The organism is Streptomyces sp. NBC_00096 (genome assembly GCF_045041305.1).
In the GTDB taxonomy this organism is placed as follows: Bacteria; Actinomycetota; Actinomycetes; order Streptomycetales; family Streptomycetaceae; genus Streptomyces.
The window spans coordinates 2,946,931-2,964,860 of the sequence record NZ_CP108221.1 but is presented as its reverse complement, the minus strand read 5'-3'; the positions used below and the strand labels follow the sequence as shown (position 1 = coordinate 2,964,860).

Annotated in this window: 16 protein-coding genes and 1 riboswitch; of the genes, 11 read left to right on the top strand and 5 right to left on the bottom strand. The window is 70.7% G+C overall.

All coding sequences use genetic code 11. The annotated features are described in order from the left end of the window. Positions 1-102: 102 nt before the first annotated feature. The 3 genes from OG904_RS12790 (at position 103) to otsB (ending at position 2,742) form a co-directional block, all read left to right on the top strand. Positions 103-1,404 (top strand): extracellular solute-binding protein, encoded by a 1,302-nt coding sequence (locus OG904_RS12790; RefSeq protein WP_405490399.1) that lies wholly within the window; start codon positions 103-105, stop codon positions 1,402-1,404. Positions 1,405-1,582: 178 nt separating this feature from the next. Then, positions 1,583-1,837, top strand: a complete 255-nt coding sequence (locus OG904_RS12785; RefSeq protein WP_405490397.1) for a DUF3263 domain-containing protein — start codon at positions 1,583-1,585, stop codon at positions 1,835-1,837. A 53-nt stretch (positions 1,838-1,890) separates the two neighbouring features. Next, positions 1,891-2,742, top strand: coding sequence for a trehalose-phosphatase (otsB, locus tag OG904_RS12780; protein WP_405490395.1), 852 nt, complete (start codon positions 1,891-1,893; stop codon positions 2,740-2,742). Positions 2,743-2,880: 138 nt separating this feature from the next. Here the strand turns inward: otsB and OG904_RS12775 are convergent, their stop codons facing one another. Both OG904_RS12775 and OG904_RS12770 read right to left on the bottom strand, forming a co-directional pair. Next, positions 2,881-4,344: a trehalose-6-phosphate synthase gene (locus tag OG904_RS12775; RefSeq protein ID WP_405490393.1), complete on the bottom strand. Its 1,464-nt coding sequence runs from the start codon at positions 4,342-4,344 to the stop codon at positions 2,881-2,883. 92 nt (positions 4,345-4,436) lie between these two features. After that, the gene (locus tag OG904_RS12770; protein ID WP_405490391.1) at positions 4,437-5,387 is read right to left on the bottom strand and encodes a glucosyl-3-phosphoglycerate synthase; all 951 of its coding nucleotides are present in this window, start codon (positions 5,385-5,387) and stop codon (positions 4,437-4,439) included. Between the two features lie 195 nt (positions 5,388-5,582). After that, positions 5,583-5,741, top strand: a riboswitch (SAM riboswitch). A gap of 17 nt (positions 5,742-5,758) precedes the next feature. On the opposite strand from OG904_RS12770, the gene thrC reads away from it, so the two are divergent. The 4 genes from thrC to groL all read left to right on the top strand — a co-directional run bounded on the left by thrC (position 5,759) and on the right by groL (position 9,970). Beyond that, positions 5,759-7,060, top strand: coding sequence for a threonine synthase (thrC, locus tag OG904_RS12765; protein WP_405490389.1), 1,302 nt, complete (start codon positions 5,759-5,761; stop codon positions 7,058-7,060). Between the two features lie 35 nt (positions 7,061-7,095). After that, positions 7,096-7,374 carry a MoaD/ThiS family protein gene (locus OG904_RS12760; RefSeq protein WP_405490387.1) on the top strand — a complete coding sequence of 93 codons (279 nt, stop codon included), beginning with the start codon at positions 7,096-7,098 and terminating at the stop codon, positions 7,372-7,374. Between the two features lie 397 nt (positions 7,375-7,771). After that, entirely contained in the window at positions 7,772-7,978 is a 207-nt protein-coding gene (locus tag OG904_RS12755; protein WP_008743607.1) for a cold-shock protein, read from the top strand. Positions 7,979-8,347: 369 nt separating this feature from the next. After that, positions 8,348-9,970 (top strand): chaperonin GroEL, encoded by a 1,623-nt coding sequence (gene groL / locus OG904_RS12750; protein WP_328299482.1) that lies wholly within the window; start codon positions 8,348-8,350, stop codon positions 9,968-9,970. Positions 9,971-10,075: 105 nt separating this feature from the next. Here groL and OG904_RS12745 read toward each other — a convergent pair whose 3' ends face one another. Next, on the bottom strand, positions 10,076-10,735 hold the full coding sequence (locus OG904_RS12745; RefSeq protein WP_405490384.1) for a hypothetical protein: 660 nt from the start codon (positions 10,733-10,735) through the stop codon (positions 10,076-10,078). Between the two features lie 329 nt (positions 10,736-11,064). On the opposite strand from OG904_RS12745, the gene OG904_RS12740 reads away from it, so the two are divergent. Next, a complete protein-coding gene (locus OG904_RS12740; RefSeq protein ID WP_405490382.1) occupies positions 11,065-11,673 on the top strand; it encodes a phosphoribosylanthranilate isomerase in 609 nt (202 codons plus the stop codon). 300 nt (positions 11,674-11,973) lie between these two features. Here OG904_RS12740 and OG904_RS12735 read toward each other — a convergent pair whose 3' ends face one another. Further along, positions 11,974-12,567, bottom strand: a complete 594-nt coding sequence (locus tag OG904_RS12735; RefSeq protein WP_405490380.1) for a TetR/AcrR family transcriptional regulator — start codon at positions 12,565-12,567, stop codon at positions 11,974-11,976. A 94-nt stretch (positions 12,568-12,661) separates the two neighbouring features. Here OG904_RS12735 and OG904_RS12730 point away from each other — a divergent pair, with 94 nt between their 5' ends. The 3 genes from OG904_RS12730 to OG904_RS12720 all read left to right on the top strand — a co-directional run bounded on the left by OG904_RS12730 (position 12,662) and on the right by OG904_RS12720 (position 16,056). Further along, a complete protein-coding gene (locus OG904_RS12730; protein ID WP_405490378.1) occupies positions 12,662-13,483 on the top strand; it encodes an SDR family oxidoreductase in 822 nt (273 codons plus the stop codon). Positions 13,484-13,568: 85 nt separating this feature from the next. Then, entirely contained in the window at positions 13,569-14,459 is an 891-nt protein-coding gene (locus OG904_RS12725) for a haloalkane dehalogenase (protein ID WP_405490376.1), read from the top strand. 151 nt (positions 14,460-14,610) lie between these two features. Continuing rightward, complete coding sequence (locus OG904_RS12720) at positions 14,611-16,056, top strand: alanine/glycine:cation symporter family protein (RefSeq protein ID WP_405490375.1); 1,446 nt, start codon at positions 14,611-14,613, stop codon at positions 16,054-16,056. Positions 16,057-16,215: 159 nt separating this feature from the next. Here the strand turns inward: OG904_RS12720 and OG904_RS12715 are convergent, their stop codons facing one another. Beyond that, the gene (locus OG904_RS12715) at positions 16,216-17,877 is read right to left on the bottom strand and encodes a M1 family metallopeptidase (RefSeq protein ID WP_405490373.1); all 1,662 of its coding nucleotides are present in this window, start codon (positions 17,875-17,877) and stop codon (positions 16,216-16,218) included. Positions 17,878-17,930 lie beyond the last annotated feature (53 nt).

The following is a 17,930-nucleotide window of genomic DNA, read 5'->3' as shown; positions in this document are numbered from 1 at the left end:
GCGGTTCGTGTGCGCGTTCGAGTGCTGATATCGACGGGGCGCGAAAGTGGTGTAGACCTTTACGCGCATCGTACGGAACAACCTTGGGGTGGAACGAGAACTGTGAAGGCTCGAAAGCTGAACCTCGCCGCGTCCGGTCTCGCACTGTGCCTGACCACCGTGACACTGACCGGCTGCGGAGCTGTGTCGAGCCTCACCGGGGACAACGAGGTCACCCTGCGGGTCGTGGCGGCCGACTACGGGGACAATCCGGAGAACTCCTCGAAGGGCTACTGGAAGAACCTCGCCGCCGCCTTCGAGAAGGCCAACCCCGGCACCAAGGTCCAGGTGGACGTCTACTCCTGGTCCGAGGTCGACGCCAAGGTCGCCGAGATGGTCAAGGCCGGCAAGGCCCCCGACGTGGCCCAGATCGGCGCCTACGCCGACTACGCGGCCCAGGGAAAGCTGTACTCCGCCGACGAACTGCTCTCCGTGACGACCGAGGCCGACTTCCTCGCGCCGCTCGCCGACGCGGGCAAGGTCAAGCGCGTCCAGTACGGCATGCCCTTCGTGGCCAGCACCCGGCTGATGTTCTACAACGAGAAGCTGCTCGCCGACGCCGGGGTCATACCCAAGGACGGCAAGACCGCCTGGCAGCCCAAGAGCTGGGCGGACCTGGAGTCCGCCGCCAAGAAGCTCAAGGCGGCCGGCGTCCCCACCCCCTTCGCGCTGCCCCTGGGCCGCGAGGAGGCCCAGGGCGAGACGATGCAGTGGCTGCTCGCCGGCGGCGGCGGCTACAGCGACAACGAGGAGGCGTACGCGATCGACTCCCCGGAGAACGTCAAGACCCTCGAGTACCTGCGCGACAAGATCGTCGGCGCGGGCCTCACCGGCCCCGTCGAGCCGTCCAAGCTGGACCGGCAGGCCGCCTTCGACTCCTTCTCGCGCGGCGAGGTCGGCATGCTCAACGGGCACCCGACGCTGGTCAAGCAGGCCGCCGCGAAGGGCGTGAAGTACGGCATGACCCCCATGCCGACCGCCGACGGCACGGAGCACCCCACGATGGGCGTCGCCGACTGGGTGATGGCCTTCAAGAACGGCCACAGGACGCAGTCGGGGAAGTTCCTCGACTTCCTGTACAAGCAGGACAACGTGACGGCCTTCACCGAGAAGTACGACCTGCTCCCCGTCACCACCAGCGGCTCCCGGGCGATGGCGGCCGGTACCGGGGCCAGGTCCGCGCAGCTGAAGACCTTCCTGCAGGCGCTGCCGAACGCGCGGCTGTACCCGGTCGGCAAGAAGTCCTGGGCGGCCGTGAGCGAGGACATCAAGCAGAACGTCGGCAAGAGCGTGCAGCAGGGCGGACAGCCGGCGAAGGTGCTCGGCGACATCGCGGACGCGGCGCGCAAGGCGGACGCGCGCTGAGGGTCGGCGGACGGGGCGGCGGACGGGGCGGCGGTCCGGTCGCCGGTCCGGCCGCGGGACGTGTCGCCGGAGGTGTCGCCGGACCGGTCGCCTGCCCGGTTGCCTGCCCGGTCGCCGGACGGGCTGCCTGCCCGGTCGCCGTCGGGTGGCTGTCGGTGGGCGGCGTTAATCTGGCGGTATGACGGACGCGGACGAGGGGCGGCCGGCGGCCGGGCTCAGCCCCGACGAAGCCGCGGTACTCGCCTACGAAGGCCGCACCTGGCCCGGGCCCGGGGCCAAGGAGCGGGCCATACGGGAAGGGCTGGGGATGGCCCCGGTCCGGTACTACCAGCTGCTCAACGCGCTCATGGACGACCCGAGGGCGCTGCAGCACGCGCCGGGCACGGTGAACCGGCTGCGGCGGATCCGCGAAGCCCAGCGGTCGCGGCGGTAGCGGTCTGCCGCGCGCCGTAGCCGTGGCCCGGCTGGGCCGTTAGGGTCGAGCGTATGGGGAGCCATCCGCACGATCTGCCGATGCCCGTCACCGCCGCCGGACGCGAGGGGCTCGAAGCCCTCCTCCGTGCACCACGGCGTTCCGTCGTCGCCCTCGACTTCGACGGCACCCTCGCCGACATCGTTCCCGACCCCGACCAGGCCCGGGCCCATCCCGGAGCCGTCGCCGCGCTCTCCGCGCTCGCACCCCGGGTGGGATCCGTCGCCGTCGTCACCGGCCGGCCGGCCGGGGTCGCCGTCCGCTACGGCGGCTTCGCCGGGGTCCCCGGGCTGGAACACCTCGTCGTCCTCGGCCACTACGGGGCCGAGCGGTGGGACGCCGTGAGCGGTACGGTCCACGCCCCCGCCGAGCATCCGGGGGTCGCGGCCGTCCGGGCGGAGCTGCCCGGGTTCCTGGACGCGATCGGCGCCTGGAGCGGGACCTGGATCGAGGAGAAGGGCCAGGCGCTGGCGGTCCACACCCGCCGCGCCAAGGACCCGGCGGCGGCCTTCGCGGCCCTGCGCGAACCCCTGGCGGGGCTGGCGGCGCGCCACGGCCTGATGGTCGAACCGGGCCGGGCCGTACTGGAACTGCGGCCGCCCGGGATGGACAAGGGCGTCGCCCTGACGGAGTACCTCGCGGAGGTGGGGGCCTCGGCCGTCCTGTACGCCGGGGACGACCTCGGCGATCTGGCGGCGTTCTCGGCGGTGGAGAAGCTGCGGGCGGAGGGGGTGCCGGGGCTGCTCCTGTGCAGTGGGTCCGGGGAGGTTCCGGAGCTCGCCGCACGGGCGGACCTGACGGTGTCCGGCCCCTCGGAGGTGGTCACCTTCCTCGCCGCCCTGGCTACCGCGCTGCCCCAGGCCTGACCTGCCCTGCGGGGCCGGAGAATCCAGCCCCGCAGGCGTTTGAGGAGCGGGGGTCCGGGGGCTGGTCCCCGGCAACGGCAACGGCAACGGCAACGGCAACGGCAACGGCAACGGCAACGGCGCCGCGCCCGGCAACCGTCAGGCGTTGCGCAGGGCGTCCAGTTGGGCCGTGAGCCACTGGGCCGGGGGGAGGGCGGTGGCCGCCGCGGCCAACCGCTTCGTGCGGTCCGCACGCTCGGCGGTCGGCATGGACAGCGCCGCGTGCAGCGCCTCCGCCGTCTCCGTGACGTCGTACGGGTTCACCGTCAGCGCGTCCTCGCGGAGCTCCGCGTACGCCCCCGCCCCCGTCGACAGCACCAGCACGCACCCCGCCTCCGACACCACCGGGATCTCCTTCGCCACCAGGTTCATCCCGTCCCGCACCGGGTTGACCAGCGCCACGTCCGCCAGCCGGTACACCGCCAGCGACCGCGCGAAGTCGTCCTCGACCGAGACCAGGACCGGCTGCCAATCCGCCGTCCCGAACTCCTCGTTGACCGAGGCCGCGAGCTCCGCCACCGCCTGCGTGTACTCCCGGTACACCCTCAGGTCCTGCCGCGAGGGGTAGGCGGAGGCCAGGTGGACCACCTTGCCGCGCCATTCGGGGTGGACGGTCAGCAGCTCCCGGTAGGCCAGCAGGCCCCGCAGGATGTTCTTCGACAGTTCCGTGCGGTCCACCCGGACGATCGTCTTCAGGCCGTGCGTCCGCTCCCGCAGTGCCGCCAGCTTCGCGTCCACCTCCGGCCGGTGCGCCAGAGCCCGCAGCTCGTCGCCGTCCACGCCCAGCGGGTAGCGGGCCATCTCCGTGAACCGGTGCTCCGCCGGCCCGCTGCCGTCCGCCGCGTACCTGCGGTGCTCCACCCCCTGCGGGCCGCCGGTCCCCAGGACGCCGGTCGCGCGGCCGGTGGCGTCGTCGATGTCCGCGCCCCGGATGAACTCGGCGCCCCACTCCCCGGTGTGGAAGCCCACCTGGTCCGCGCCGAGCATCCCCCACAGCAGCTGCCCGCGGATGTCCTCCGGGAGCATGCGCAGGAAGTCGGGGGACGCCCACGGCGTGTGCGTGAAGTGCCCGATCCTCAGGTCCGGGCGCAGCTCGCGCAGCCGTCCCGGGGCCAGCGCCAGGTGGTAGTCCTGGATCAGGACCGTCGCCCCCGGCGCCGCCTCCTCGGCCAGCGCCGCCGCGAAGGCCTCGTTGTAGGCGGTGTACGACTGCCACTGCCGCCGGAACCCCGCGTCGAAGACCGGCTCGCGCGGGACGTCGTAGAGGTGGTGGTGGAGGAACCACAGCACCGAGTTCGCGATGCCGTTGTACGCGTCGTCGTAGACCTCCGGGTCGATGTCGAGCATCCGTACGCCCGGCTCGGCCACGCCCCGCCGTACCGCCTCCCGGTCCGCGTCCGACAGGGCCGCGCAGATCCACACGGCCCCCGGTTGTTCCGCGAGGGCGGCGGAGAGGCCGGAAACGAGACCGCCCCCGCCGCGGCGGGCACTGAGCGTGCCGTCCGCGGCGAGGGCGTACGAGAGCGGGCCGCGGTTCGCGGCGACGAGCACCTGGGAAGCCATGCGGCGAACCTAGCCCGCCCCGCGCCCGGTCAAACGTCAGCTCCTGCGTGTCCGGCGGACCGAGACGAAGACCACTGCGCCGACCCCGGCCGTCACGCCACGCGGCGGCTCGCGTACTCCTCGATGTCCCGCATCGGCGGCCGCTCCACGGTGTCCACGGCGTGGGTGTGCGCCACGAACCCCTCCGGACCGCGCTCGAACTGCGTCAGCTCGGGGCGCACGAGGTGCCCCCGCGAGAGCCGCAGCAGCGCCGTGCGGTAGATCGCCGCGGCCATCCGCCCCAGCGCCTGGCCGTCCTGGTGCCGGTGCAGCCGTACGCCCACGTCCACCTGGGCCAGCGCGTCCAGCCCGACCGTGTGCAGCGCGTCCACCAGCAGGCCCAGCTCGACGCCGTAGCCCACGGGGAAGGGCAGCCGCTCCAGCAGCTCGCGGCGTACGGCGTACTCGCCGCCCAGCGGCTGGACGAAGCCCGCCAGCCGGGGCCAGTGGAGGTTGAGCAGCGGGCGGGCCACCAGCTCCGTGACCCGGCCGCCCTGGCCGGGGGTGTCCCCCAGGGGGCGGTCGTACATCGCCTTGACGAACTGCACCTGCGGATCGGTCAGCAGCGGGCCGACGATCCCGGAGACGAAGGAGGCGGAGAAGTCCCGCAGGTCGGCGTCGACGAAGCAGACGACGTCACCGGAGGTGGCCAGCAGCGAGCGCCACAGCACTTCGCCCTTGCCGGGCACGGCGGGGATGCGCGGCAGGATCTCGTCGCGGTGCACCACCCGGGCGCCCGCCTTGGCCGCGACCTCGGCGGTGCGGTCGGTGGAGCCCGAGTCGATCACCACCAGTTCGTCGACCAGGGGGAGCGGGGGCCCCTCGATCAGATCGCGCCGGATCACCTCGACGATCTCCCCGACGGTGGCCTCCTCGTTCAGCGCGGGCAACACCACGCTGACCGTCGTACCGGCTGCCCTTTTGGCGGAAAGCAACTGGTCGAGCGGTCGGTCGGCGGCGGACCAGGAGCGGTCTGCCAGCCAGCGCTCCACCTCTTCCAGCACCTTCGGAACTCCTCTGTCGATCCGTGGACCACCTGCGGTTTCGGCCGAAATGTGATCCATCTCGCGGTTCGGACGGCTGTCTCAACCACCCGGGGCTTCGGTTACAGTCTTGAACAACGCAAAGGTCCGCCGCATGCCGGGGGCCCGCGTACAAACGCCCGGGCGCGCCACAGAGCGTGTTGCCCGGTGCCATACCGCTCATCCAGAGGGGCAGAGGGACACGGCCCGTTGAAGCCCCGGCAACCCTCCAGTCGGTTCTCGCGATCGCGCACACCAGCGACGTCAGCGAGGTCCCCGGCTAGGGAAGGTGCCAATTCCGTCTCATGGCGAAGTGCGCCATGGGGAAGATGAGGAGAAAGGGCCTCGCCATCATGGCTGCACAGACTGTCTCAACCTCTGCCGAATCCGCTGCTTCGGGCACTTCTGTCGATCTCGGTCCCGCCACCGGCCTTTCCTGTCGTGAGTGCGGTACCCGCTTCGAGCTCGGCCCGATCTTCGCCTGCGCCGAATGTTTCGGACCTCTCGAAGTCGCCTACGAGCTGCCGCTCGGTGACCCCGAAGCCCTGCGCGCCGCGATCGAGGCCGGCCCGAACAACATCTGGCGCTACGCGCCGCTGCTGCCCGTCCCGGCGGACGTGGCCTCCAAGCCGAGCCTGAACCCGGGCTTCACCAAGCTCGTGGACGCGGCCAACCTGGCCAAGGAGCTCGGCTTCACCGGCAAGCTGTACGTCAAGGACGACTCCGGCAACCCGACGCACTCCTTCAAGGACCGCGTCGTGGCCATCGCCGTCGAGGCCGCCCGCGCCTTCGGCTTCACCACCCTCTCCTGCTCCTCCACCGGCAACCTGGCCGGCGCCGTCGGCGCCGCGGCCGCCCGCGCCGGCTTCCGCTCCTGCGTCTTCATCCCGCACGACCTGGAGCAGGGCAAGGTCGTCATGGCCGGTGTCTACGGTGGCGACCTGGTCGGCATCGAGGGCAACTACGACGACGTCAACCGCTTCTGCTCCGAGCTCATCGGTGACCCGCTGGGCGAGGGCTGGGGCTTCGTCAACGTCAACCTGCGCCCGTACTACGGCGAGGGTTCCAAGACCCTGGCGTACGAGATCTGCGAGCAGCTCGGCTGGCAGCTGCCCGACCAGATCGTCATCCCGATCGCGTCCGGCTCGCAGCTGACGAAGATCGACAAGGGTCTGCAGGAGCTGATCAAGCTCGGCCTCGTCGAGGACAAGCCGTACAAGATCTTCGGTGCCCAGGCCGAGGGCTGCTCGCCCGTCTCGACCGCCTTCAAGGCCGGTCACGAGGTGGTCCGCCCGCAGAAGCCGAACACCATCGCCAAGTCGCTGGCCATCGGCAACCCGGCGGACGGCCCGTACGTCCTGGACATCGCGCGCCGCACCGGCGGCTTCGTCGAGGACGTCAACGACGAGCAGGTCGTCGAGGCCATCAAGATCCTCGCGCAGACCGAGGGCATCTTCGCCGAGACCGCGGGCGGCGTGACCGTCGGCGTGACGAAGAAGCTGGTCGAGAACGGTCAGCTCGACCCCTCGCTGACCACCGTGATCCTGAACACCGGTGACGGCCTCAAGACCCTGGAGGCGGTGGCCGCCGACAGCGGCCAGACCGCCACCATCCGCCCGAGCCTGGACGCGTTCCGCGCCGCCAACCTGGCCTGATCTCCCTCCCTGCACCCCGGAAAGGCAGTAGCGCCATGAGCGTCAACGTCCGCATCCCCACCATCCTGCGCACCTACACCGGTGGCAAGGCCGAGGTCCCCGCCGAGGGCGCGACCCTCGCCGAGGTCATCGAGTCCCTGGAGAAGAGCCACCCGGGCATCGCCGCGCGCGTCCTGGACGACCAGGGCAAGCTGCGCCGCTTCGTGAACGTCTACGTCAACGACGACGACGTGCGCTTCGAGGGCGGGCTGCAGACGTCCACCCCGGACGGCGCGGGCATCTCGATCATTCCGGCCGTCGCGGGCGGCTGCTGACGACGGGCCCGCTCCGCCCAGAACGCTGAATTGCCCCCTCCGGTAATAACCGGAGGGGGCAATTCTGCTTGATTGGGCGCGGTAAGGTTGGGGAAGTCCCCTCCGCTGTTCTTGCCCGCCGCATATGAGCGGGCCGCGAGAGGGTTGACATTGAGTCAACATGCAAGTGCGCTATGGGGCGTTGGCGTGGTTTGTCCGGCCCGAGTTGCCCAGGAATATTCCTGATTTTCACCCTATTTCAATCTTTTGGCGTGTCCAGAATTCTCGTCGGAATGACCTGTTGCAGACAGCAGCGGTGCGGATACATTCAGCCCCGGTCGAGGCGTTCCGGCGCAAGTTCTGACCCGGGACCGCGAAGTGCGGTCCTGCGCAAGGGCCAGTAATAGGGGAGTTAGGCATGGCTCAGGGCACCGTCAAGTGGTTCAACGCGGAGAAGGGCTACGGCTTCATCGCGGTCGACGGTGGTGCGGATGTGTTCGTCCACTACAGCGCCATCCAGATGGACGGGTACCGCACCCTTGAAGAGGGTCAGCGGGTCGAGTTCGAGATCTCGCAGGGCCAGAAGGGTCCGCAGGCGGACATGGTCAAGCTCGCCGCCGGCTAGTCCGACCGCGATCGACCTCCGACACGTACGCGGCCCTCGCACGGCGGCCGCGCACGGCGGCACAACGGCACATGTACGAGGGGCCCACATCCTGGACACGGGATGCGGGCCCCTCGTGCGTGGCGGCCTCGGGGCCCTTGCGGCGTCTGGGTGTTCATCCCGGGTTGTCCGAAGCCGCTTGCACTCGGAGGGGTCGAGTGCTAATCATTGGCGTTAGCACTCTCCTGGTGAGAGTGCTACTAAACGAGGACCGGGTCGGTGAGGCCCGCAGGGTCCGGTGGGAAGGAACCGCCGGGCACGCAGGCCGTCCGTCGCGGGCGCGGGCGCGGTCCGGGAGCAATCCACCGCTGTCCGGGAGGACCACTTCAGATGGCCAAGATCATTGCGTTCGACGAGGAGGCCCGCCGCGGCCTCGAGCGTGGGATGAACCAGCTCGCCGACGCCGTCAAGGTCACCCTTGGCCCCAAGGGTCGCAACGTCGTCCTTGAGAAGAAGTGGGGCGCCCCCACGATCACCAACGATGGTGTGTCCATCGCCAAGGAGATCGAGCTCGAGGACCCGTACGAGAAGATCGGCGCCGAGCTGGTCAAGGAAGTCGCCAAGAAGACGGACGACGTCGCCGGCGACGGTACGACCACCGCCACCGTTCTCGCCCAGGCGCTCGTCCGCGAGGGCCTGCGCAACGTGGCCGCCGGTGCGAACCCGATGGCCCTCAAGCGCGGTATCGAGAAGGCCGTCGAGGCCGTCTCCGCCGCCCTGCTGGCGCAGGCCAAGGATGTCGAGACCAAGGAGCAGATCGCTTCGACGGCCTCCATCTCCGCCGCCGACACCCAGATCGGCGAGCTCATCGCCGAGGCCATGGACAAGGTCGGCAAGGAAGGCGTCATCACGGTCGAGGAGTCGCAGACCTTCGGCCTGGAGCTCGAGCTCACCGAGGGCATGCGCTTCGACAAGGGCTACATCTCGGCGTACTTCGCCACCGACATGGAGCGCATGGAGTCGTCCCTCGACGACCCGTACATCCTGATCGTCAACTCGAAGATCGGCTCGGTCAAGGACCTGCTGCCGCTCCTCGAGAAGGTCATGCAGTCCGGCAAGCCGCTGCTGATCATCGCCGAGGACGTCGAGGGCGAGGCCCTGTCGACCCTGGTCGTCAACAAGATCCGCGGCACCTTCAAGTCCGTCGCCGTCAAGGCCCCGGGCTTCGGCGACCGCCGCAAGGCCATGCTCGGTGACATCGCCATCCTCACGGGCGGCACGGTCATCTCCGAGGAGGTCGGCCTCAAGCTGGAGAACGCCGGTCTCGACCTGCTCGGCCGCGCCCGCAAGGTCGTCATCACCAAGGACGAGACCACCATCGTCGACGGCTCCGGTGACAGCGACCAGGTCGCCGGTCGCGTCAACCAGATCCGCGCCGAGATCGAGAACTCCGACTCGGACTACGACCGCGAGAAGCTCCAGGAGCGCCTCGCGAAGCTGGCCGGCGGCGTGGCCGTCATCAAGGCCGGCGCCGCGACCGAGGTCGAGCTCAAGGAGCGCAAGCACCGCATCGAGGACGCCGTTCGCAACGCGAAGGCGGCTGTCGAAGAGGGCATCGTCGCCGGTGGCGGCGTGGCCCTGCTGCAGGCCTCCTCGGTCTTCGAGAAGCTCGAGCTCACCGGCGACGAGGCGACCGGCGCCAACGCCGTCAAGCTCGCGCTGGAGGCCCCGCTCAAGCAGATCGCCGTCAACGGTGGTCTCGAGGGTGGCGTCGTCGTGGAGAAGGTCCGCAACCTGCAGATCGGTTGGGGCCTGAACGCCGCGACCGGCGAGTACGTCGACATGATCGCGTCGGGCATCATCGACCCGGCGAAGGTCACCCGCTCTGCCCTGCAGAACGCGGCGTCGATCGCGGCCCTCTTCCTCACCACCGAGGCCGTCATCGCCGACAAGCCCGAGAAGGCCGGCGCTGCTGCCGGCGGCGGCATGCCGGGCGGTGACATGGACTTCTGATCGACCTGAGGGTTGATCGGCTGTTCTCTTCACGTTCCGAGGGCGGTACCCCCACCGGGGGTGCCGCCCTCGGGCGTTCACCGCGTCGTGCGGCTTCCCTTCCCGTCACCGACCCCTCAGCCGGGAGCGCCGCTCGGCGGCCCCGGCGAGGGTGCCGAGCACCCCCATCGCCACCGCCAGCCCGACCGCGCCGAGGGCCGCTGAGCGCAGTCCCACGGCGTGGAGCTCCGCCGGATCCCGCGGCTCCAGCCTGCCCCGCGGGTCGTAGACCAGCCGCAGTTCGTCGCCGGCCTTCGCGAGCTTCTCCTCCCCGGTCAGCCCGGTCGGGCCGTCCGGCGGGCAGGCGAGCAGGTGGTCGTACTTGACGGTGGTGGTGAGGTGCTGTCCGTCGGGGGTGAAGTAGGAGTCCTTCTCGACCCGGGAGGTCACCTCCTTGACCACGCAGGTGACCTCGACCCCCCGCTCCCGCAGCACCAGGTCGTCCGCCGCCGTCAGGGCGAGGAACACGCCGACGGCCGCGGGCAGCGCGGCCCAGGCGGCGAGGACCTCGCCCCGGCGCCCTGCCAGGGCGGCGTGGACGAGGAGCCCCGCCAGGGGCAGGACGGCCCCGAAGAGGACCACCCACCCGCCACCCAGGTACCCGGTGCCCGCCCGCCCGGCCGCGAGCGCCCCGCAGGCGGCCAGCGGCGGCACCCCCGCGGCGGCCGCGACCCGCCCCGCGGACTGCCGCCACCACTGCCGCATCCGGCCCTTCACGTCACCCATCCCCCGTCCCCCCTCGCTGCCCTCTTCCGCTCCGTGCTTCCGGGGACTTACACGCGGGGGAGCACCCGGAAGGTTGACTTCCGGGCACGACCGAGGGCGGCACCCCACTGGGGTGCCGCCCTCGGTCGTTCTAGAAGCCGGTGTTGTCGACGGCGAAGCCGAACGGCTCCGGGACGTGCGGGGGCTGACCGAAGGAGACCGTCGTAGGGGAGCGGTACCCGTGCGGCGAGGGGTGTGTGCCTAGTCCCAGGCTGGTGGCGAGGGGGATTGCCTGCCCGGGTTGTGGGACGCGGCTCTGCGGATCGGTGGGGGTTTGGTTGACTGCTGGCATGACTGACGTGAGCGACGTGTTCATCAAGATCTGCGGGCTCAGGACCGCGCGCGACGTCGGGGCCGCCGTGGCCGCCGGGGCGGATGCCGTCGGGTTCGTGTTCGCGCCCGGGAGTCCCCGGACCGTCGACGCCGTCACCGCGCGGGAGCTGGTGGCCGGGGTGCCGGACGGGGTGCTCACCGTGGGGGTGTTCCGGGGGCAGTCCGTCGGGGAGGTGCGGCGGTTCACCGAGGAGAGCGGCGTACGGGGCGTGCAGCTGCACGGCGAGGAGGGGCCGGAGGAGTTCGCGGCGCTGTGCGCCGGGGGGCGCACCCTGCTGCGGGCCACCGCGGAGCACGTGGAGCGCTGCGGGGAGTACGGCGAGGACCTGCTGCTGATCGACGCCCCGGACCCCGGCTCCGGCAAGCCGTGGAACTGGGGCTCGGCGTTGTTCACCGCGCCCGCGGGCCGGTGGCTGCTGGCCGGCGGGCTGACGCCGGGGAACGTGCGGGAGGCCCTCGATGTGACGGGCGCCTGGGGCGTGGACGTGTCCAGCGGGGTGGAGAGCGAGCGCGGGGTGAAGTCCCCGGACCTGATCCGCGCCTTCATCGCGGCCGCTCGCGGCTAGCACTGGCCCGACTTGACTCGGCTGGTAACGGCCCGGCCCGGCTGAACCCGGCCCGGCCCGGCTGAACCGGGCCTGGCCCGGCTGAACCCGGCCCGGCCCGGCTGAACCCGGCCAGGCCCGCGGTGACGGCGCTGCGAAGCTTCATGGGAGGTCTCCTCAAGATCGGTGAGGGGTCGGGACGGACCGTATGCCGACGCCGCGACAGCGAATCGGTTCTTCCCGCACCGACCTCCCCGGGTTCCACCGGGACGGGTGAAGCCGGTCCGGTGGCGCGCCTCGGGGAGCCCGCACCTCGGGGAGTCAGGGAGTCAGGGAGTCGATCCAACGCTCCAGGCGGCGGCCCTCCGCGGCCATCATGTCCGGGTCGCGGAAGGTGTTCGTGAGCAGCGAGATGCCCTGGTAGGAGGCGATCAGTGCGACTGCGAGCTCCCGGGCGTCCGCGGTCCGGCCGAGCGCCTTGAACTGCTGTTCCGCCCAGTCGAGCAGTACCCGCATGACCTCGGCCAGCGTCTGGTCGAGGCCGTCGTCGCGCTTGTCGAGCTCGGAGGCGAGGGAGCCGGTGGGGCAGCCGTAGCGGGCGGTGAGCTCGCGCTGGTCGACCCAGCCGGCCAGGAGGGCCTTCAGGCGGTCTTGCGGGGTGGGGAGCGTGTCCAGGGCGGTGATCAGGCCCGCCAGGTTCTGCGCGTGGGCGCCGATGGCGGCCTCGACCAGCTGGTCCTTGGTCTTGAAGTAGTAGTAGACGTTGCCGAGCGGGACGTCGGCCGCCCGCGCGATGTCGGCGATGGTCGTCTTCTCCATGCCCTGCTCGTGCAGGACCCGGGCCGCCGCCGCGGCGAGTCGTTCGCGCTTGCCCCCGCGCCGCCCGGCCTTGGCGCCGGATTCTGAGTGAGTCACCTGACTAAGTGTAGACGGGCCCCGCCCGGCGGGCTATGGTCGCCCTAGGGGTTAGTCAGTTGACTAACTTACTCCAACGGGGCGGGAGTCTCACATGTTGGTCATCACGGGTGCGACCGGAAACGTCGGCAGCGAGCTCGTACGGATCCTCGCGGCGGCCGGGGAGCGGGTCACCGCCGTCTCCCGCCGGGCGCCGGAGCAGGACCTGCCCGCCGGGGTCCGCCACCACCGGGCCGACCTCGCCGAGCCGCAGAGCCTGCGGCCCGCGCTCGAGGGGGCCGGGGCCCTGTTCCTGCTCGTGGCCGGCGAGGACCCGGGGGCGGTCCTCGAACTGGCCGCGCGGAGCGGCGTACGGCGGGTCGTGCTGCTGTCCTCGCAGGGCGTCGGCACCCGGCCCGGGCTGTACCGGCACCCGGCCGCCTTCGAGGAGGCCGTCCGCGGCTCCGGCCTGGAGTGGACCGTCCTGCGCTCGGGCGGGCTCGATTCCAACGCCTTCGCCTGGGCCGAGTCGATCCGCACCCACCGCACGGCGGCCGCGCCCTTCGGGGACGTCGGGCTGCCCACGGTCGACCCGGCGGACGTGGCCGAGGTGGCGGCGGCCGTGCTGCGGGGCACCGGGCACGCGGGGAGCACGTACGACCTGACCGGGCCCGTCCCGGTCACCCCGCGCGAGCGGGCCGCGGCGATCGCGGAGGTGATCGGAGCCCCGGTGCGGTTCGTGGAGCAGAGTCCGGGCGAGGCGCGGGCGCAGATGCTGGCCTTCATGCCGGAGCCCGCGGTCGAGGGGACCCTGTCGATCCTCGGCGCGCCCGTCGCCGCCGAACTGGCGGTGAGCCCGGCCGTCGAGCGGATCCTCGGCCGCGCCCCCCGCCCCTTCGCCGCCTGGGCGCACCGCGCGGCCCCGGCCTTCCGCTGACGGGCCCCGGCCGGGATCCCGGCCCCGGCCCTCGTCCCCGTCGCTCTCCGAATCCCTCTCCGAATCCCTCTCCGAAGGAGCAGCCGTGCCCGTACAGCCCGTACTCGATTCGACGATCCACTACCGGGAGGCCGGTGCCGGTCCCGACGGTGGCGGTGCCGCCGTGCCCATGGTCTTCCTGCACGGGAACCCCACCTCCTCCCACCTCTGGCGCGAGGTCCTCCCCGCCGTCGGCGGACCCGGCCGGCTGCTCGCGCCGGACCTGATCGGCATGGGGGACTCGGGCAAGCCCGCCATCGACTACACGTTCGCCGACCACGCCCGCTACCTCGACGCCTGGTTCGACGCGCTCGGCCTCGAGGAGGTGGTGCTGGTCGGGCACGACTGGGACGGCGCCCTCGCCTTCGACTGGGCGGCCCGCCACCCGGGGCGGGTACGCGGGATCGCGTTCACCGAAACCATCCTCAAGCCGATGAGCTGGGAGGAGTTCCCGGAAGGTGGCCGCGAGCTGTTCCGGGCGATCAAGACGCCCGGCGTCGGGGAGGCCATGGTCCTCGACGAGAACGCCTTCATCGAGCAGGCGCTGCCCGGTACCGTCGCCCTCCCCTTCGACCCGCGCGACCTGGACGCGTACCGGGCCCCGTACCCGACCAGGGAGAGCCGGCGCCCGCTGCTCCAGTGGGCGCGCTCGATGCCGCTGGGCGGGGAGCCCGCCGAGGTGGTGGCCCGCGTTGCGGCGTACGGCGACTGGCTCGCGGCGAGCCCCGGGGTCCCCAAGCTGCTGCTGACCTTCGCCCCGGGACCGGGGGCCATGCAGGGACCGGAGAGCGTCGACTGGTGCCTGGGACACGTCGCGGGCCTGGAGCTGGCCCGGCACGAGGACGTGGCCGCCGGGCACCACACCCCCGAGGACCATCCGCTGCTGATCGCGGCGGCGGTACGGGACTGGGCCGGGCGGCACGGGCTCCGGGGCTGACCGGGGTCGGGGCTGGCCGGGCTCCGGGGCTGACCGGGATCGGGGCTGACCGGGATCGGGGCGAAGGGCGCGCACCGCGGGCCTTCGGACCCTCCGGCCACGGACGTAGGTCCCTGTCGGTGGGCCTTCCGCCCCGGGGACACTTCGAATCATGGACACTCTGGACTCGATGATCGTCAACGTGAACGATCACCTGTGGACCTACCTGCTGATTCCGCTGGTGGTCGGTGCGGGCCTGTACTTCACGGTCCGGTCCCGGGGTGTGCAGCTGCGCCTGCTTCCCGAGATGTTCCGGGTGGTGAAGGAGAAGACCCCGCCGCGCGCCGACGGGCGCAAGCAGGTCTCGTCCTTCGGCGCCTTCACGATCTCCGCCGCCGCGCGCGTGGGCACCGGCAACATCGCCGGCGTCGCCGCCGCCATCACCCTGGGCGGCGCGGGCGCGGTCTTCTGGATGTGGATGATGGCCCTGATCGGCGCTGCCTCCGCCTTCGTGGAATCGGCGCTCGCCCAGCTCTACAAGGTGCGCAATTCCACCGGCGCCTACCGGGGCGGTCCGGCGTACTACATGCAGCGCGCGCTCGGCAAACGCTGGCTCGGGGTGCTCTTCGCGGTGACGATCACCGTCACCTTCGGCTTCGTCTTCAACGCGGTGCAGGCCAACACCATCACCGCCGTCGCCGCCGGCTCGCTCGCGGACGCGGACGGCGCGGACTGGTTCGGCCCGGCGCTCGGCGTGCTGCTGGCCGCCCTGCTGGGCCTGGCCGTCTTCGGCGGGGTCAAGCGGATCTCTTCCGTCACCACCGTCCTGGTCCCGGTGATGGCGATCGTCTACCTGCTCCTCGGCGCGGCGGTGGTCCTCCTCAACGTCACCGAGTTCCCGCGGGTCATCGCGGACATCGTCGGCGGCGCCTTCGGCTTCCGCGAGCTGGCTGCCGGCGGCATCGGCGCGGCCATCCAGCAGGGCATCCGGCGCGGCATGTTCTCCAACGAGGCGGGCCTGGGCTCGGCCCCGAACGCGGGCGCGGCCGCCGAGGTCTCGCACCCGGTCAAGCAGGGCCTCGTACAGTCCCTGGGCGTCTTCTTCGACACGCTGCTCGTCTGCACGATGACGGCCTTCATCGTCCTGGTCACCAACCCGGAGCTGGCGGGCCGCCAGGGCGCGGACCTGACGCAGACGGCGCTGAGCGACACGCTGGGCTCCTGGGCCGGGCACCTGCTGACCGTCGTGGTCTTCATGCTCGCCTTCAGCAGCATGATCGGGAACTACTACTACGGCGAGACCAACATCCAGTTCATCACCCGCAAGCGCTGGGTCCTGCCCGGCTACCGGGTGCTGGTCCTGTCGGCGGTCGTCCTCGGCTCCCTCGGCTCGGTGTCGATCGTCTGGAACCTGGCCGACGTGTTCATGGGCTTCATGGCCCTGATCAACCTCGCCGCGATCATCCCGCTGTCGGCCATCGCCTTCCGCCTCCTGGACGACTACCTCGCCCAGCGCCGGGCGGGCCTGGAGCCGGTCTTCACCCGCGACCGGATGCCGGACCTCAAGGGCGTCCAGTGCTGGGACCCGGTCCGTACGAAGATCCCCGCATCGAGGTAGCCGGGCCCCTTCGGCAGCGGCCCCTCCGCGCCTCATGTGTGGCCGGGGGGATCATGGACAAGGAATCACCGCGCCGCGAGGGGAAGTTCGCGCGCACGCTGCGCTTCATCGCCGTCGGGGGCTCGGACGTGAGGTGTGTTCACCCGCTCGCCCCTTCGATCAGCCGACGGTGTCGGCCTCCAGAAGAGGCTTGATCGCGGGGTCCTGCGCGAGGGTCTTCGCGGGGTCCTGGCTTTGTGCGGTCACGGTGTTGGGATTCCAGTCGCGGTGGCCCGGCATCGCGGGTGTGGTGGTTCCGTAGAGCCAGTCGGTCAGGAACGTGCCGACGTCACCGCCCGCGACCTGCTCGGCGACCCGGATGTAGTCGTCCGTGCTGGCGGACTTGTCCTGGTATTCCTTGAGGAATGCCGTTTCGATTTCGTGGAACTTCTCCTGGCCCACCTTCTGCTGGAGTGCGTAGAGGGCGAGTGGACCGCCGAGGTAGGCCTGATTGCTGTAGATCGCGGCTTCGTCCTTCGGCTGTGCGACGGGCCCGTACAGGCTGCGGTAGGAGTTGCCCGCTTCGTAAGCGATCTTCATGGCCTCCTCCATGGTTCTCGCGCCGTTCCCGGACGGCCAGCCCTTCTCGTAGCGGTAGACAAGGCCGTAGTAGTTGGCGTGTCCCTCGCTGAGCCAGTTGTCGGACCACGTCTTGGGCGTGGTGCTGACTCCGAACCAGGCATGCGCCAACTCATGCATCATGTGCGACGCGATGAGCTTCTCGTCGGTCTGATTGGCCAGATAGGAAGGCTTGTAGAGGGTGAGGGTCTGGGTCTCCAGGCCGGTGAAGTTGAAGGGCTGGCTTGCTGTGGTATCGGCTGCGAGGATCCCGTAGGTCTCAAGGGGGAAAGGGCCGAGACGGCTGGGACTGGCGATCCACTTCATCTGGTCGGCTGTGAGTCCGAGTGCGTAGGTGAACTTGCTGCCAGCATCCGCCGGCACAACATCCCTGATGGGCACACCGCCAACCGTCGGCCCATCGACGACCTCGTACTTGCCGGCGGCTATCTGGACGAGCTCTGTGGCGATGGGGTGCTCGCTCTCGTACCGGTAGGTCGTGTAACCGTCCTTGGTTTCCTGGCCCGTTTTCAGACCACTTGCCACACCGATGTCGCCGCTGTCGCTCGGCACCGAGATGTGGAATGTGAAGTCCGCCTTGTTGCTGGGGATGTCGTTGCAGGGGAAGACGGTGTGCGCGGCATCCGGCTGCGCTGCGACGGCGAAGCCGGTCTTGGTGCCCGTCTTGATCCAGCCGCGTCCTCCCCCCTGGGGGTTCACGGTGTAGGCGATCTCCACCTTCATCTCGTGTCCGTTTTCAACCGGCCCCTCGGGCGTCACCGACAGCTTCTCCTTGGCTGCATCGGGTGCGAAGGCCGCTGTCTTGCCGTCCACGGTCACCGACGTGACATCAAGGCCAGCCGCGTCGAGAGTGAAGGAGCTCAGCTTTTCGGACGCCTTGGCCTTGATCACCGCAGTGGCCGCAACGGGGGCCTTTTGATCCTGCGGCTGGTAGCGCATGGACAGGTCATAGCTGTCGACCGTGTACCCCTTGTTCCCCAGGTTCGGGTAGAGAGGCGAGGGCTCAGAAGAGGCCGGCTTAGGTGCGGCCTGGTGGTCCGCTGCCCACGCCGCGGAGGCAGGGGCCGCCAAAGCGGACGCTGCCGTGGCCAGAGTGACGGCGACAAGGGTGGTTCGACGCACAGGAATCCTCAGGAGGCTGATCGGGGCCGTCGCCTCGCCCGGAACAGGAAGATCATCAATCACCCTGTTGCCCGAGGCCACGTATTCAAGGGCGGTCTCATACGTGACCGCGTCCTGGGCATCAGAAATCCACT